Source organism: Desulfosarcina widdelii (genome assembly GCF_009688965.1).
GTDB classification, from domain to species: Bacteria; Desulfobacterota; Desulfobacteria; order Desulfobacterales; family Desulfosarcinaceae; genus Desulfosarcina; species Desulfosarcina widdelii.
Window position 1 is genome coordinate 5,152,583 of the sequence record NZ_AP021875.1, and the last position, 17,302, is coordinate 5,169,884.

The following is a 17,302-nucleotide window of genomic DNA, read 5'->3' on the forward strand; positions in this document are numbered from 1 at the left end:
GGATTAATCCCGTGCTATATCGCTCCTAAATATTGACTGACCACATCGTCTCGATCCGGACCGTGGCCCAATTCCGCTTTGATGATTTGTCGGGCATCCTGGTTGAGTTCACGCCATGTTGGTCCTGCTATATTTTTCGCGTTTTGCCGAAACTCTGTTTTGGTTTCAAATTTACACGGTGCCTTGAATCCAGTAATTGATTCATAACGATCCTGGGCGTAGGCATGGCGACAACCGTGGCTGGATGCGCCACAAGCTCTTTTACTTATTCCTTTTCCGCGGATGATCCGATAATATTTCTGAATCCATTGCCTTTCGCTTTGGTTATTGGGGATAAGATTATTTTTTCCTGAAATTTTCCGAGCATATTGGATCGCAGCCATACCTTCGACCGTTACTTCATGAATGATCCGTTCCCGTCCCCCTTTGGTTCCGTGTTGGATAAATACCCGCCTGTCATCCATCAAAGCTTGGTGGGCATTGAATTTACATCCTTCTTCTGCCCTTAATCCCAAATACCGTTCCAATTGCAGCTGAGCGGCTATTCTTCGGTCATCGGTATTGGAGCTGTCCTTCAGTTCGGAGACTACCCGTTGGAACACTTCCTGGGGTAATGATTTATCCCGATTATCAACGAACACGCGGTTCTCGATACCGAATACGTCGTTAGTCGGAGCGATACGGTCGTTGCCGTACATCCGGCAAACGGTACGCACCCCGGACAGATATTCTTTAACGGTGGCCACCTGCAATCCTTCCTCTTTCCATTTATTTACGGCTTCCTGAACATGTTTATTGGTGATATTTTTCCAGCGTTTGACCCCATAGCCCAACTCCCGGATCGTATCGACAAATCGACGGGCTTCTTTAATGTGATTATGACGGGTTTTGGCTGATCCAAATCTGCTTTTCTGGATAATGCGAATTGCCTGCATCACCAACGTATCGGTGCGGGTTGAGTTGCTCATAATCAAACCACCTCCCTTCGGTAAACTTATGTAGCGATGGATTAATCTGAATTTCAAATTAATCGGAAGGTTAGGTTAATGCGATTTTACCCGTCATCGCCACAGGCGGCGCTCCGCAGAACGGATAAAGGGTAAGGATAATCGCTTTATTTGAACGCTGATGAAAATCAGCGGTTACAAAGGGTAGGATGTTGGCAGGCTTTATTTCCCTCTCTTTTCCCCCCGTGTGTCATAAAAATTTAGCCTGTCAGTCGCTAATTTGTTTTTATTTGGAGATTTCAGGAAATATCAATTGGAAGGGATTAGTGATAATTGGCAAAATATCAATTTGTTAGATGATGACACATACTCGCCGGCAATACCATTTAGTCGACCGTCTGTTTTTTTTGACCTGCCTAAAAAACAGACGGTCGGGCCGGCGCGCTGTCTATTTATAGTTTGTAATAAATTAGCGCTATGGTATCAGCACTGATTCGTTGTCGTTGCCATTATTAATTCTTAAAAACGATTATAACCGGTTAGTTGGCCCAAGAACTGAACCAGTCCAACTCGCGACTGGCGTCTCAGCCATTGTAAGAAATCCGTAGTTGACATCAATGATGTAGTCTAAAACCATTTTTTCCAAGTTCATATTCTGAATTGGGAGGACGAAATAGATCGGGGGAGGGTCTTACTGATGAAATATTTTTATGGGTTGGATGATATGGATAAATCACCGTCGCCGGTGAACAGACCTACTATCTGGCTTGGCCGTTGCAGATCTTTTATCCCACAATGTTTGGCTTAAGCCGTTGTGCGGGGAGTGGCCGATTCGTGAGCACCGATCCATACAAAGATTGATTGGATCTAAAAGTAGGATTGTTCAGGTTAAAAACCTGTCATCCTGATGTCCGATCCGAGGCAGAGAGAACAATGAAATGAGATTTCATTGAGCAAATAAGTGCCTATATTTTAGATTAAAACTGAAAAGAGTCAAGTAAAAAAAATGACACACTGGGGTGAATAACAGGTCCCGGATTACGTCCAGGAATACCTGGAGTGTTATAACCACCTGGTAGTTGGTAGTTACTGCCAACAGCCGTATCAGGAGATCCAAAAAAAAGGAGGGGCTGAAGGCTAAGAATTGTTTGCTGTACCGTGCTCGCCGAATTAATCTGCAGCAGGTGTCACGAATATTGGAATCTTCCAAGATAATGTTTGGATATATGAAACATAGAAAAATATTAATAACTACAGAGATAGCAGCATATGGAGCTCGGACAACCGTGTATTATGAATCGGATACTCCAATGAAGCAGGCCATAAGCTTACAGCACCTCGCATGAAACTCTGCCGGTAGGTTTTTTCCAATATTGCCTGTTCATGGTTTCCAAGGATATTAATGATGTTTCGTTTTTCGATCAGATTTAGAACCTCTTCTGGTTCAGGACCATATCCAATGCTATCTCCCAAGTTAACAATGCGGTCTATTTCAGAATGATCAATATCCCTTAAAACCTCCTCGAAAGCTTCAAGATTTCAATGAATATCTGACATCACCGCTATTCTCATCAGGCACCGCCTCATATAATTTATTTTTCGGTTGAATCGCTTTTAACAGTTCTGAATCCTACCTCTTCAAAACCTTCCCAAGGGAATCGAGATAAAATTGGTGGAGGGGAGTTATTGCCATTGTTATGTTGCTCTAAGGTTCCCATGACGACAAAAAGATTATCTTGTAGTTTGTCTTTCGAGATACTGGATAAAGTTCGAAGTCCCCATTCTCCGATTCCCTTGTTTAGGGCACGGAGGTCGAATTTATTTTGTTTAAAGAATGCCGCTGACGGGGGTTCTTTCGAAGTGTGGATTTCGGTTTTTGAGTTGTTATTTTCGAGTTGACCGTCTTGATCCATGCTTATATTTTTCTCGGACCAATCACTTCCCATCATGCTGTTCATCATACCTTTCATGTTCGTCGAATCAGAATTGTTAGTGGTGCCTTTCAATTCAGCTGGCTGGATGGTGGCCCCCTTTGTAGCCGCATATAGCCACTCCACTTCGGTCGGCAATCGTCTGTCAAAAAAACTGGCAAAAGCAGATGCGCCATATCCAGTCACACGCAGCGCCGGACTCGAAGCATAGGCAGGGTCACTCACATGAAATTCTTTTCTTCCGTATACAATCGGCTCATAGCCTTCATGCACTTCGCCAAGAAGATACCAGTTCGCACCATCACCTTTTACAACTCCGTTTTCCAGGTTGATTCTTGACAAATTATGGTTCAGAAAATCAACAAACTGTTGATTGGTTACCAGAAATTCATCCATGTAAAAAGAAACTATCTCAACCGACTGTCCCGAGACCGTTTCTAATGTTGTCGGCAATGCCAGCCTGCCTTCAGGTATCAGGCGTTGTTTCCCGACGTGTTCCGTTATTTCAGAATTGTTCGCAGGATTTGCTGTGAGCCCATTGCGACTGTTTGTAGATTGAACAACCTTTTCATGTTGTAGATTGCCCGGAGGCAGGTTTGGTTCGCCAAGCAGGTGCCAGAGGGTCATTAGAATTACTGAAAGGGTTGCTGTAATAATGCCTGCCCAAATCCACTTGGGATTGGAAAAAGACTTGCCGTTTTGTTGTTTTTCGGCACTCTGAGTTTGTTGGGCAACATTTTCATCACGTATTAGTTCAATAAGCTGATCATGCAGATCCCTTACAGACTTGGTTCTTTTTAAACGGTTTTCCTCAGTAGATTCAGAAATAATACGATCCAGCCGCTTAAAAAAAGGCGATTCCGCTTCAGAAAGGTTGACACTTTTAAACGGGGTGGTTCCCGTCGTTATTTTACCATCAACAGTTTCAAACAATATCTTCCCAAGAGAATAGACGTCGGCTCTTTGATCCGCTCTTTTAAAGTCAAAAAAATGTTCAGGGGACATATAGTGAGGCGAGCCTTTCACATCTATGGATTGGGTTATCGGTTTTAACCTGTGTGATCGAGACAGTCCAAAATCTGCTATCTTCGGAGTTCGGTTATCCATTAAAATATTTTCTGGCTTTAGATCACGATGTATAATTCCAATACTATGCAAGGCTTCGACACCTGATAGGACCGGCAAAAAAAATTCCTCAATCCAGTCCTTGAGGGTATCGGTTTCAGGATAAAAACCCTCCTCAGACATAGTTGCGCGTAAAGATCCGCCCGGTATATACTCCATGGCAATATATTCAACCGGTGTATCCACACCGCACTTATTTATCGAAATGGAATCGTGATCAAAAACCTGCAAAACGTTTGGATTACGGATTTGCGCCATGGATTGCACTTCGCGCTTAAACCGTTGAACTAAGGTCCCAGCCTCTTCATCTCCTTCGTCAATCGAATCAAGCCACTCCCTTGAAATGACCTTGATGGCGACATCACGATTAAGATTAGTCTGATGGGCTCGATAAACCTCGCCCATGCCGCCTTTATCGATAAACTCAAGGATAACCCATTTTTGGTTTAGTACGTCGCCTACCTTCAACGTATTGTTGCAGGATGTCGTCATATTTTTAGCCGTTTGCACCATTGGATTAATTCTCGTTTCTTGAATAAGTTGGCTATTCGATAGAATCACAAGAACTTAGGACATAGACCTGGCGGTAGCTTTTCGGCTAAGGGATCGTATCATTCCGTTCTGCTTATCTACCATAAGTGTGTGGATGATACTCCCGTTAGCCTCGCTCACATGGGCTATATAGTAACGACCCGTATTCTCAAGATCAGTGATACCGTATTCGTCAATATCATTTTGATCGATACGTCGCTTAATAATCTCAGTTGCAGTGGCTGATCCCATACCATCAAAAAAGCTTGGTTCAACCATTTCCTCTTCAAGATTTTCATCCAGATTTGTTGATCTGAGTTTGTTGACAACGTTTCCATCATTATTCAATTTGTTTTTAACTATTATGCTAAAATCTTTAAAAACATTAAATAGCTTCATGGCAACTCCTTGTGGTGGACTTTTGGTTATATTTCAGTTTTATTGGCCAGCTATAAGAGGACCTGTTTCATCTTGTTAAACTCTTCGTTATTTATTTCGCCTTTCGCATAGCGCATTTTTAATATCTCCAATGAATCGTTCCTGTCGGTGGTTACTGATTCTTTTGAGTAGTCGTTTTTTCTGCTTATTGTTTTGATGAAGAAAATTATTGCGAATATAATTAAACTCCAGAATATTAAGGAAATAATTCCACGAGAGAACAGGAACCCTATGAACGGTATATTGCCGTAATAACTGCAGCCCCACATTTTTAACCTCATTCTTTTTCAATATTTTTTGGATATTCTAAAATGTCTCAAACCAATTAAGCGTAATACTGAGCAACTTCTGTGCCGCGTATCAATACAATCCATATCATTAAGGAATCATTAATAAATACTGGCATGCTTATTGTTAATTCTACAGAATATAGGCTTGCAACAGCTATAAGTGGGGTTATTTTACCCATGCAGGCGTATTTTCAGACAGCAACTGTTTACAAATTACCCAGTCTCCCCTAAGGTTTCCTTTAACGGAGGTTACCAGGTTGAAACTTGAACCGACTTTCAAACTGATCAAATAGGTGATGTTTAGATGAATAAGAGCAGCGAAAACCGTTTTGGGCACAACCTACACGCTTCACCCTGGATAATTGTTGGTTCAGTCGTGATTTTGCTAATCACTGTTGTTGTGCTGGCAGTGCAGAACCACAACCGCGAAAAACAGTACATGTCTCGTATTTTGAACGAGAAAGGCGCTGCTCTTATCAAAGCGATAGAGGCAGGAACTCGAACAGGGATGATGGGAATGATGTGGGGAGGGAAGCAAATTCAAACCCTAATCGAAGAGACTGCTCTCCTGCAAGATGTCCTTTATATAACGATAACAGACATCCATGGCCTTGTTCTGGCCAGCAGCCGAAGCGCATCAATTGGCACTCAATTGAGAGATAGCCCTTCCTTAGAGGGGATTGACCCATCTGATAAAGTCAACTGGAGGATTATAAGCCTCGATAATCAGCGGCGCTCATTTGAAGTATACAGAAACTTCAGACCCATTTCTAACCGCGATGACTGGATGAACAATCGCATGCGCCAAATGATGGGCAGGCATGGCATGATGATGGGAACAGATAACGACTGGTGTTTCCCGTCAGGAAAAACCGACGATGAGAACGTCATACTGATCGGTTTAGATCCCGAACCTTTTGAGGATGCACGCAAAGAGGATGTTCGCAACACGGTTATAATCTCAGGGGTACTGGTTGTATTGGGACTGGCCGGTTTCATTTCTATGTTCTGGATGCAAAGCTACCGTTCAACCAAAAAATCACTCCAGGATACCAGTGCAATTGCTGATGAAGTCGTCAGAAGTCTTCCGGTAGGCCTGATAGCCACAGATAGAGACGGGAGGGTCGCCTTCTACAACAGCACTGCTGAGCGGATCACCGGGCTTAATTTGTTTGACGCACGTGGAAAAGATCCAGAAACCATTCTGCCAAGCTATTTTTGTGGATTAAAAAAGATGTTGGATCAAGGTGAATCCATTTTCGAAAAAGAGATGGAATGTGAATTTGTTAAAGATACGATCGTCCCAGTCAGTGTTAGTGCATCAAAAATTATCAATGAAGAAGGGCAATTTGTCGGCCAGGTCCTTATCCTTCGAGACCTTGGCGAAGTCCGTCGCCTGCAGGATGAAGTTCGTCGAAAAGAAAAACTGGCGGCAATCGGGGGCCTTGCTGCAGGTGTCGCTCATGAAATCAGAAATCCGTTAAGTTCAATTAAAGGCATCGCATCCTATTTTAAGAATAAGTTTGATGAAGACAGTGGTGATAAAGAGATGGCTGGTGTTATGATTGAGGAAGTGGACCGCATGAACCGGGTCATCAGCGAATTGCTGGAGTTTGCCAGACCGACAGATTTAAACCTTAAAAGATCGGATGTGAATTCATTAATTGAGCATTCGGTACGGCTTATAGAAAAAGAAGCTCATACGAAGGATATTTCGATTAAATTGTATTTAACCAAACAGCCTTTAACAACCGAAATTGATTCGGATCGATTTTCTCAATGCCTTCTGAATTTGTATTTAAACGCTCTTCAGGCGATGGAGAAAGGTGGTCAGCTAAGTATTAAAAATTCCTTGTCCGATGATAGCCTCATAGTCATTGAAATTGGAGATACCGGATCAGGAATTGAGGCTCAAAATATGCACAAAATATTTGATCCTTATTATACCACGAAAACCAAAGGCACCGGTTTAGGGCTGGCGATAGTCCACAAAATAATCGAAGCCCACAACGGGAGTGTAAAGGTTCGTAGTGCTCCTGATCAAGGTACTACCTTTACAATCAGCATTCCAGCAAAGAAGCTTTGATGAGGGATATATGAGCAACGAAAAGCTATTTCACATATTGGTGGTCGAAGATGATCGCAGCCATTTGAAGACTCTGAAAACAATTATTACAAGCTGGGGCTACAAAACCACTGAGGTAGATGATGGAACGAAGGCGGTTCAGCATGTTAGAGAGCGCCCCTATGATCTTATCTTGATGGATATTCGAATGGCTGAAATGAGCGGAATAGAAGCTTTAAAACAAATCAAAGAATACAATCCAGCCATTCCGATACTTATCATGACCGCTTATTCATCGGTCGATTCAGCAGTTGAAGCCCTAAAAGCCGGAGCATACGATTATTTGACCAAGCCGCTTGATTTTGATGTGTTGAAGCTGACCCTTGAACGGGCATTGGAGCATACCAGTCTCAAAGTAGAAAATAGAGATCTGAAAGACAAACTGAGCGCTGATTACGATTTAAAAAATATCGTCGGAAAAAGCAAGGCGATGAAAGATTTGGTTGATATGCTGGCGATGATCGCACCCTCTGAAGCCACTGCGTTAATTACTGGGGAAAGCGGAACGGGCAAGGAGCTGATCGCCAAGTCGATCCATCACAACAGCAGCCGAAAGAATCATCCGCTGGTGGTTGTAAACTGTGCAGCGCTGACTGAAACGCTGCTGGAATCTGAACTCTTTGGTCATGAAAAAGGGTCATTCACAGGAGCCGATAAACGTCGTGAAGGACGGTTTATGCAAGCCAATAAGGGGACAATTTTCCTGGATGAGATCGGAGAAACTTCAGCAATGATGCAGGCTAAACTGCTGCGTGTCATTCAGGAAAGAGAGATTCAAAGAGTGGGTGGCGATGAAACCTTAAACGTGGATGTGCGTATATTAGCCGCAACCAACAAGAACCTGGGAGAAGAAGTCGCCAAGGAAAGATTCAGAGAAGATCTGTATTATCGCCTGAATGTTGTTACGCTGGATGTGCCACCCCTCAGGGAGCGGCAAGATGACATCCCTTTGCTTGCGCAGCATTTTCTAAAAAAATATGCTAAAAAAAACCGCAAGAGGGTTAAGGTATTTTCCCCGTTGGCGATGGATATGCTTTTAAAATATGAGTGGCCAGGAAACGTCAGGGAACTCGAAAACACAGTTGAGCGAGCCGTGATTTTGTTAACCGGTGATAACATCACAGAAAAAGAGCTGGCTTCAAATATCACCGAACCCTATTCAAAGGTTAGTGATTGGGTTGAACGGCCGAAGCCTGTTGCAGCTAACCGTCCCTTGGAAGACATTGAAAAAGAGGCGATACTTGCCACCCTTGAAGCGACTGGTGGCAATAAAAGTGAAACCGCACGGAGGTTAAAGATCAATCGGAAAACCCTTCACAACAAACTGAAAGAGTACGGTGTCGATTGATCTCTACCAACTGGTTGAAAGATTTTGTTTAAAAGCTATTCCTGCCCACTACCCCCTGATCCAATTCCATTTCCTATCATTTTTCTGGCTGGTTATTTATACCCCACTATCAAATAATATCCGCCTGAAGGTGTGTAAAAACACCACAGATTCAATGATAGGCTATCGACCGTACTGATCGCCTAAGCAACATACTTTTTTCCATAATACTCATATTTACGTATAGTTATGTATGTACAAGATTGCTTCGACCAAAGTCTGGCATAGCCATTGCTCTATCATGTTTTTAACATTGCGGGGTTTTAAAAAAAGCTATTTTTAAAACCAAACGAAAATCAACTAATTTTACGGAGGCACAAATGAAAAAGAAAACAAAAGGAATCATCGTATTAACGGTTGTGGCGATCTTTGGCTTTACTACCCTGGCGTTTGCCGGTTGGGGTAATGGCTGCAATTACGGAATGCGGCGAGGCAATAACAGTGCAAATTGGAATCACGGGGATGGATCTATGCATGGCCAAGGCCAATATTACGGCAATCTTTCTGAACAGGAAATAGCCAAAATAGAGAAACAGCGTAATGAATTTTTTAAGGCCACTGAGAATAACCGGCAAATGCTTTACGAAAAAGAGCTGGCATTGAGAAGCGAGCTGGCAAAGGAAAACCCTGACACCAGCAAGGCTTCCAATTTGCAGAGTGAAATTTCCAAGCTTCAAAGTGATTTGGATCAAACACGACTGGATTATCAAATCCAGGCCAGAAAATCAGTACCAAACTATGGACGTGGCGATAGCGGATACGGCCATATGATGGGCAACGGTCCTCGTGGTGACAGATATTGCATGTGGTAGGCTCAAAAGCCGTATTGAAAACACTTGTGATGGGGCGGTGCTCACCGCCCCACTCATTTAAAATGAATTCTTGGACTACCTAAAAAGACCAATAGATCAGAAGAAAGGTGCTCCGATGAAAATCGAATCTTTGAAAAAGGCTGTAAGACCAATCTTGATTGTTGCAGTTGTTGGTATTGCTTTAACAGCATTGGCAGGTTGTGGCATAGGCCATGGTCCTTACCGACATGGTTACGATGGGCAAAAGTACTATAATAATGCAGACCATTACAGAAGCGGCTATAGTGACTCGGGCCACGATTTTACTTCGCGAAAATACAATCAAAACCACAGAGGCAACGGTTACATGATGGGATATGGCCCTGGTCGAAGTGGATATTGTGGGTGGTAAGTTATCAGCCTTATTTCGGTATTTCGACAAATCGATTGGGAAGTGTAACATGACTTACAAAAACGGGCTTCAAAAGGGGTTTACGTGGTCATTGGCCATATTGATCCTAAGCAACATTTACTTAAGTCCTGCATTGGCCCAATCCGGCAGGTACAGTAACTGGCACATGGGTCGATGGATGATGGGCGATTGGGGTATGGGAAGGTTCGGTATGATATTAATGATTATTTTTTGGGGTCTAATTATCGTAGGGATAGTTTCTTTTGTTAAATGGTTGATTCAAACCAAGGGCAGCAGAGGCGGTTCTATTGTCAGCAATGGTTCCAAGCCAATGGATATTTTGAAGGAACGCTATGCCAAAGGTGAAATAGCCCATGATGAATTCGAATCGATGAAAAAAGATATACTCCAATAGCTCACACATGGTGATCTTCAATGAAAAAACGAAGCAAGGAATTCTGGACTTACTGCGAGAATGATAGAAGGCAATTCCTGAAACTGGCCGGTTACGGAACGCTGGGCTTGATAACAGGTGGGTTCTGGCCTCTATCAGATTATTCAGCTGCAGCGCAAAGCCCAAAGACGCTTGCAGACACAGAATTTCTCCCGGACTTAGATATTTCCCTTACGGCTCGACCGAGTGAAGTTGCCATCTTTCCTGGAGACCCCACTCAAATTTGGCAGTACCAAGCGGTTGTGCATAGGGGCAATAAAAACCGAGTGGTTGAAATTCCACGCAGCTATCTTGGCCCGACCATAAGAGTGCGTCAGGGGGAGAAAATACGAATTCGTTTTAAAAACCTATTACCTGAAGAGTCGATTGTGCATTGGCATGGCCTGCATGTCCCTGCGATTATGGACGGGCATCCGCGCTATGTAATTCCGCAAGGGCAATCCTACCTATACGAATTCGAGGTCAATAACAGAGCCGGTACGTACTGGTACCACCCTCACCCCCACGGAAGAACCGGCCCACAGGTTTATCGAGGTCTGGCAGGTCTTTTTATAGTGTCCGATGAAGAAGAGCGAGCCGTGGGATTGCCAGACGATGAATATGATGTGCCTCTGGTACTACAGGACCGAACGTTTGGCACAGACAATCAGCTCATATACACCTCTGGCCATAGGATGGAACAGATGGCTGGTTTTTTGGGTGATATGATAATGGTCAATGGATTACCTGATTTTACCTTGCCGGTATCGACCTGTGCGTATCGATTACGCCTGTTAAATGGCTCCAATTCGCGAATATATAAACTGGCGTGGAAAGATGGTCGCCCCCTTACCATCATCGGCACAGATGGTGGATTGTTGGAAAGACCAGTCCGCCGTCAGTATGTGTTTTTAAGCCCTGGGGAAAGGATAGAGCTCTGGACCGATTTTTATGATAGCCAAGTCGGATATGAGACATCCCTGATAAGCCTTCCTTTCGACACCGGAGGCATGGGGGGCAGACGAATGGGACGTGGAATGATGATGGGTGGAATGGGTCAGAATCAAAACCTTCCAAACGGTGCTGGTTTTTCTGTATTCAACATTAAAGTTACGCAGCGTGTGGAAAAAGACCAACCGCTTCCGGAGCAGCTTTCTGAAATTAGCCCCCTTCAGCAAGATGAAGCCGTTAATTTTCTTAATCCCAGGCAATTTTTTCTCACGATGCAGCATATGCAATGGTCGATCAATGGTCGGGTATTTCAGATGGAAGAGGTAGCAGATGACGAGATTGTTCAATTAGGTTCGAAGGAGATTTGGGAATTTCACAATACTGGGGGTGGAATGATGAACATGATGAATATGCCACATCCCATTCATCTCCATGGTAAGCAGTTTCGAGTTATTGAACGAAGTGGTGTCATGCATGAAGGCTATGTGGACGAAGGTTGGAAAGACACTGTCTTGATTATGCCCGGCGAGCGAATCAGATTCTTAGTCGAATTTGATGATTACCCAGGCTTGTTTTTGTACCATTGTCACAACTTGGAGCATGAGGATATGGGGATGATGCGTAATTATTTTGTAAGGGACACCATCAGTTCTGATCGGCACATTTAAAATGTGCGCAAAAAACACAAAAATTTGAATTCATTTATGCGGTTCTCTATGAAACTCCAGTGAGTTCAGGTGTGACCGGATCTGTCACACCGCTGAGTTATGATGGCCTCACAACCAACCAAAAAGGAGGCCGCCATGACAGACTTTACCATTACCGAGGATTTTCCAAGATCCGAAATCGAATTCGATGCCCGTTTCTCCAATCCGGGTGCCTGTTACCAGTACCTGTTTCAGCTCAAGTGGCCCGATGGCTTTGTGTGCAAAAGATGCAGTTGCCAACAGTACTGGCTAAGTTCAAGGAACCTTTATATCTGTACCCAGTGTGAACACCAGCATTCTCTGACGGCCGGAACGATTATGGACAGTTCCAAAAAGCCGGTCACCTACTGGTTCAAAGCCATGTGGTGGTTCACCACCCGTAAATCAGGCATCAGTGCCACGAACCTGAAGGAACTGCTGGGCTTTGGCAGTTACGGCACCGCCTGGACCTGGCTTCAAAAGCTCCGGCGTTGCACTGTGCGTCATGAGCGTGAAAAGCTGTCCGGCCGCGTCGAGGTCGATGAGTTCTTCATCGGTGGTCAACGTTCTGGCAAGCGAGGTCGAGGGGCCGAAGGAAAAACCATCGTAGCGGTTGCCGTTGAGCGCTGAGACATAGAAAAGCGAATGGGTCGCATTCGTTTGCATGTCGCCCTGGACTGCTCCGGGTACTCTCTGGAAACCTTCGTTCTCGACAATATCGAGCCCGGCGCAACCATTGCTACAGATGACTGGCAAAGCTACAACATCATTGATAAAGAACAGTTTGGACGCGAAATTACCAAACAAAGCAAGACCAAAAACTATGACAAGCTCTATGGTGCTCATTTGGTGACGACCCTGCTCAAGCGATTGATCCGAGGAACGTATCAGGGCCGATTCGAACCGAGATACCTCCAGACTTAAGTTGAACAGTTGGTGAGCCTATTGGCCTCATAACCGATTGAATTTATTATATGCGACTCCAGAAAATCGCAAAAAGGTAGTGCCACAGAATATGCACATAGTTATTGTCAATATTGATCTTTGATAATAAAATGGGGGTGTCTTCAAACAAACGGAGGCCTTCCCATGTTCGCGCGTGTCAAAAAGTCCGGCAAGTACCAATATCTGCAGATCGTTGAAAACCGAAAAGAGAAGGGCCGTGTAAAGCAGGCGTAATTGCCACCGTCGGCCGCATGGATCAGCTTCAGGATAAAGGCCGTATCGAGACGTTGATCCGCTCGCTTTCCAGGTTTTCTGAAAAAGCGTTGCTGATTCTTTCCGGCCAGAGCGATGTCAGCGCTCATGCCATGACCATCGGGCCGGCCCTTGTCTTCGATCGCCTGTGGAAAGAAAGCGGAATTCAGGATTGTATCAACGAACTTCTTAAAGGGCGTAAGTTCGAGTTCGATGTGGAGCGGGCGATCTTCTTGACCGTCCTGCACCGGTTGATGGTATCCGGCTCGGATCGATTCTGTGAAAAATGGCAGCGCGATCATTTGATTCCCGGCACAGAGACGCTTGCTCTGCATCATCTTTATCGGGCCATGACTTTCTTGGGTGAAGTCGTTCCCGAGGAGCATGCGGCAGGCAAATTTGGCCCTCGCCGAAACAAAGATCTGATCGAAGAGATGCTCTTTTACAAAAACCGCGATCTCTTCTCGAATCTGGATCTGGTCTTTTTCGATACGACCTCGATCTACTTCCAGGGCCAGGGGGGCGAGCACTTCGGTCGTAGAGGCTTTAGCAAGGATCACAGACCGGATCTTTTCCAAATGGTCGTTGGGGCGGTTCTCGATGAAACCGGTCGTCCCATCTGCTGCGAGATGTGGCCAGGTAACACGACGGATGTCACTACCTTGCTGCCTGAGTTGGAGCGGTTGCAAAGCCGCTTTAGCGTCGGCGAATGTTGTATCGTTGCCGACCGTGGAATGATCAGCGCGGGTACCCTTGAAAAGCTTGATGAGGACGAAACGCCCTACATCCTTGGCACCCGCATGCGTAAGGTCAAAAGGATCAATACCAAGATTCTCACCCGCGCAGGACGCTACAGCGAAGTTTATCCGGAAAGCGCCGATCGGCGAAAGCCAGCCCCACTGAAGGTAAAGGAAGTGATTCATGAGGGCACCCGGTATATCGTCTGCTTAAATGAGCGCCAGGCACGAAAAGATGCCGCCGACCGAGAGGCTATTCTCGAATCGTTGAAGCGCAAGTTGAAACAAGGGGCAACCTCTTTAGTCGGCAATCGAGGCTACCGAAGGTATCTCAAGGTCGCCAAAGACAGTACCCGAATCGACCCGGCAAAGGTAAAAGCCGATGCGCGTTTTGACGGCAAGTGGGTCTTGACGACCAACACGAAACTGCCTGCCGACAAGGTAGCTCTCAAGTACAAGGAACTGTGGCGCGTGGAGCGCGTGTTTAGGGATATGAAGTCCCTATTGGAAACCAGACCTGTTTATCATCAAAAGGATGAAAATATTGCCGGCCATGTCTTCTGCAGCTTTCTGGCACTTGTGCTTCGAAAAGAACTCGATCAGCGTCTGGCTGATAACAAACACCGGTTTGAGTGGTCCGACATCAAGCAGGATCTGAAAGCGCTCAAGCAGGTCGAGATTGAAGAAAACGGCAAATGCTTTGCCATTCGAACCGAATGCAAGGGTGTTTGTGGCAAGGTCTTTCAATCAGTTCGAGTGGCGCTTCCGCCCACTATCAAAGCAGTCGCTTAACCGCACATCCTCAGGAAAGGTAGTGCCAAGACCAATTTGCATAACTGTATTATGCTGAAATTAAATAAGATCCAAAAATCAACTGTTCAAAATAAGCCAGAATTACCTGGACGAGTATGTCTTTCGATTCAATCGTCGCAAATCCAAGAGCATCGGAAAAAAGTTCATGCGCATCGTTCAGCAGGCGCTAAAAACGCCCGGGATAACCTGGCCAGAGATTCCCTGGGATCTGGACCCGCTATCCGAGTATTTTGCGACAACTGGAGCTTCATAGAGAACCGCATTCATTTAATATAAATGGACGGTGGATGTATGAGTTATTATCTTAACACCAGAGTCGCGGGCACTTTTGAAGATGTTGTTCAAAAATCCACATGGAGACTCAAGAAAAAGGGGTTTGGGGTCCTCACGGAATTTTAACTAAATTCCATTTACACTGAAGCTCTGCCAAGCTTCTTAAAAAACATTTTTACGCCAAGACATCGTATAAAAAAAGCATCGATTCTTAACGACCATTCACGCTTTCTTACTTATATACCATGTACTTTTTTACTTCATTTGCGACAGAAGAACCCATTAAGCATTCCATCAATAAGAATGCAACCTCAAGTGACGAACCGGGTCCTTTGCAGGAAATGATTCGATTATCTATTACAATATTTTCTTCTTGCGTGATGACACCATTGGTTTTTAATCGGCTGAAATTATAATGATTTTTGCTGTACGGGTATGTAGTGGCTTTTTTCCCTTCAAGAAGCCCGGCGTCTGCAATAGGCAAAACCCCAACGCACATTGTTGCGATAAAACCGCAGTTTTGATGAATATTGCGAGCCAGTTCATGAATTCGAGGATCGTAAGCTTCATCAAAGCCATGACTATGGAATCCACCCGGTAACACCAATGCTTTGTAATCTGAAGGATAAATTTCATTAAATTGGATATCCGGAGCTATCTTGATACCGTATCGTCCCGTTACCGTTGGATGAAAACCGGTTGTTATAACCTTAGTATCAGGGATATGATCCCTGTATTGAGTCCATCCAAAGACATCAATTACGCTAACCGCCTCAAGATCTTCGAATCCCTGGGCCAAAAAAAGTAAAATGTCCATAGAATCACTTATGGTCATTTTTCCTAACAGTGCCTATACAGTTACTCAATTAATACCAAAGCAAAAAAATTCCATCGCCCGTACGTCTCTTTTTGTGTGTCAATATCAAACCCATTATTTCTGGCTGTTCGGAAGACGTCAATACCACAAGCTTCCATCATGGGTCTTACTTTATTTTTTGCTTCCTCAGGTTTTTGAAGGTCGCACGGACCTTCATCTTCGCCAGAGGGTCAGGTAGCACCTGAATTAGCTTCGCCGCCAGCACCTGAGGGCAGAGCTGTAAGCGCAAAGGCTTTATAAAAGCCCATTTTGTAGGCTTCGCCCTCAAGCCTAACAGCAATATCCGTCAGGGCTTTCCCTTTTGGCCCTTTCAACAATATTGCTTTAGTGAACTCGCTTAAGACCTCTTTTGTTTCATTTGCACCGGGAGCAAATGGCGGGTGAAATCCATCTTTGTTGTAAAAGGGACATCCATATAGGCACTTCCACCGAACCCATTTTTCGACAATTACTGTTCTGGTGTCGATAATCTTTGCCTCTTCACACCCAATGGCATGAGCTCTTTCAAGTACCCTATCTATAGCGGGCGGTGATTTTTTTCCCATAGGAGGCACCTTTCTATCGCTGTGCACAGTATTGGCTACCGGTTTTATAAGTTTTGTTGATAATGCAGGTTTTTCTGCGCGGAACAAGGTTCCCTTGGTTTTTGGGGTACTATTAAATCCTGTGTCACCAATGAGTTCACACTTCTGAAAACCAACTTTTTCCAATAAAGCCAGGAAATCCTTTCCCGGTATGGCTCCACCCTCTCATTGGAACCAACTATCTATTCTGGCTTTCAGGTCTTTTTCCAACTGGCCAACCATAATTTGATCTGCGATCATCAGCCGTCCGCCAGGTTTCAACACCCGCAGAGCCTCTTTTAAAGTGGCGGTCTTATCGGGAATCAGGTTGATTGCCCCGTTGGAAACCACAACATCGAAGCTGTTGTCTTCAAAAGGCAGCTTCTCGCCGGAGGACTTTTTAAAGGTAACGTTTTTAAGATCCGTTAGATTAAGATTTTTTTCTGCCCGTTCCAACATCTCTGCAGTCAGGTCGATTCCAACTGCTGTCCCCGTGGGTCCTGTCATCATAGCGGCTATCAAAGTGTCTACACCGGCTCCACAGCCAATGTCCAGCACCGCCTCACCATTGTTTATTGGCCCAATGGAAAAAGGATTGCCCACTCCGCAATATGAGGCTGCCACAGAGCTCGGTAGCGCCTGTATCAGCACGGGGTTATATTTTAAGGCCTCAAGCCCATTCTTGCCCGTAGGGTATTTGAAAAGCCCTTCAGGGTCTTTGGCGACTTTCGTATATTTTCCTTGAATACCAGCTTCAATCCGATCTTTGTCTTTCTTAGAAATCTGAGTTTCCAA

At 44.7% G+C, this 17,302-nt stretch carries 14 protein-coding genes and 2 pseudogenes; 9 read left to right on the forward strand and 7 right to left on the reverse strand.

All coding sequences use genetic code 11. The features are described from left to right. Positions 1-14 precede the first annotated feature (14 nt). The 5 genes and pseudogenes from GN111_RS23655 to GN111_RS34490 form a co-directional block, all read right to left on the reverse strand. A complete protein-coding gene (locus tag GN111_RS23655; RefSeq protein WP_155306124.1) occupies positions 15-968 on the reverse strand; it encodes a tyrosine-type recombinase/integrase in 954 nt (317 codons plus the stop codon). Positions 969-2,198: 1,230 nt separating this feature from the next. Continuing rightward, positions 2,199-2,474 (reverse strand): annotated as a pseudogene (locus GN111_RS34485) (metallophosphoesterase family protein); the annotation flags it as partial. A gap of 65 nt (positions 2,475-2,539) precedes the next feature. Beyond that, the gene (locus GN111_RS23665; RefSeq protein ID WP_155306125.1) at positions 2,540-4,516 is read right to left on the reverse strand and encodes a bifunctional serine/threonine-protein kinase/formylglycine-generating enzyme family protein; all 1,977 of its coding nucleotides are present in this window, start codon (positions 4,514-4,516) and stop codon (positions 2,540-2,542) included. A 54-nt stretch (positions 4,517-4,570) separates the two neighbouring features. Beyond that, positions 4,571-4,933 (reverse strand): hypothetical protein, encoded by a 363-nt coding sequence (locus GN111_RS23670; protein WP_155306126.1) that lies wholly within the window; start codon positions 4,931-4,933, stop codon positions 4,571-4,573. A 50-nt stretch (positions 4,934-4,983) separates the two neighbouring features. Then, entirely contained in the window at positions 4,984-5,253 is a 270-nt protein-coding gene (locus GN111_RS34490) for an SHOCT domain-containing protein (RefSeq protein ID WP_353740190.1), read from the reverse strand. Positions 5,254-5,566: 313 nt separating this feature from the next. Between GN111_RS34490 and GN111_RS23680 the strand changes: the two genes are divergently transcribed. The 9 genes and pseudogenes from GN111_RS23680 to GN111_RS23720 all read left to right on the forward strand — a co-directional run bounded on the left by GN111_RS23680 (position 5,567) and on the right by GN111_RS23720 (position 14,773). Further along, the gene (locus GN111_RS23680; protein WP_155306128.1) at positions 5,567-7,348 is read left to right on the forward strand and encodes an ATP-binding protein; all 1,782 of its coding nucleotides are present in this window, start codon (positions 5,567-5,569) and stop codon (positions 7,346-7,348) included. Between the two features lie 10 nt (positions 7,349-7,358). Then, positions 7,359-8,735 carry a sigma-54-dependent transcriptional regulator gene (locus GN111_RS23685; RefSeq protein WP_155306129.1) on the forward strand — a complete coding sequence of 459 codons (1,377 nt, stop codon included), beginning with the start codon at positions 7,359-7,361 and terminating at the stop codon, positions 8,733-8,735. Positions 8,736-9,094: 359 nt separating this feature from the next. Next, positions 9,095-9,586 (forward strand): periplasmic heavy metal sensor, encoded by a 492-nt coding sequence (locus GN111_RS23690; RefSeq protein WP_155306130.1) that lies wholly within the window; start codon positions 9,095-9,097, stop codon positions 9,584-9,586. A gap of 115 nt (positions 9,587-9,701) precedes the next feature. Beyond that, positions 9,702-9,977 (forward strand): hypothetical protein, encoded by a 276-nt coding sequence (locus tag GN111_RS23695; protein WP_155306131.1) that lies wholly within the window; start codon positions 9,702-9,704, stop codon positions 9,975-9,977. A 49-nt stretch (positions 9,978-10,026) separates the two neighbouring features. Next, positions 10,027-10,392: an SHOCT domain-containing protein gene (locus GN111_RS33690; protein ID WP_197740407.1), complete on the forward strand. Its 366-nt coding sequence runs from the start codon at positions 10,027-10,029 to the stop codon at positions 10,390-10,392. Positions 10,393-10,412: 20 nt separating this feature from the next. Beyond that, complete coding sequence (locus GN111_RS23705; protein ID WP_155306132.1) at positions 10,413-12,029, forward strand: multicopper oxidase family protein; 1,617 nt, start codon at positions 10,413-10,415, stop codon at positions 12,027-12,029. Between the two features lie 135 nt (positions 12,030-12,164). Then, a pseudogene (locus GN111_RS34680) lies at positions 12,165-12,971 on the forward strand (IS1595 family transposase). Positions 12,972-13,136: 165 nt separating this feature from the next. Continuing rightward, positions 13,137-13,226, forward strand: a complete 90-nt coding sequence (locus GN111_RS34685; protein ID WP_492207409.1) for an IS1634 family transposase N-terminal domain-related protein — start codon at positions 13,137-13,139, stop codon at positions 13,224-13,226. A 17-nt stretch (positions 13,227-13,243) separates the two neighbouring features. Further along, positions 13,244-14,773 carry an IS1634 family transposase gene (locus tag GN111_RS23720; RefSeq protein WP_435050921.1) on the forward strand — a complete coding sequence of 510 codons (1,530 nt, stop codon included), beginning with the start codon at positions 13,244-13,246 and terminating at the stop codon, positions 14,771-14,773. A 526-nt stretch (positions 14,774-15,299) separates the two neighbouring features. Here GN111_RS23720 and GN111_RS23725 read toward each other — a convergent pair. Together GN111_RS23725 and GN111_RS34615 are read right to left on the reverse strand one after the other, a co-directional pair. After that, positions 15,300-15,902 carry a DJ-1/PfpI family protein gene (locus tag GN111_RS23725; RefSeq protein ID WP_155306135.1) on the reverse strand — a complete coding sequence of 201 codons (603 nt, stop codon included), beginning with the start codon at positions 15,900-15,902 and terminating at the stop codon, positions 15,300-15,302. A gap of 23 nt (positions 15,903-15,925) precedes the next feature. Continuing rightward, positions 15,926-17,302: an arsenite methyltransferase/DUF2284 domain selenoprotein gene (locus GN111_RS34615; RefSeq protein ID WP_272482928.1), complete on the reverse strand. Its 1,377-nt coding sequence runs from the start codon at positions 17,300-17,302 to the stop codon at positions 15,926-15,928.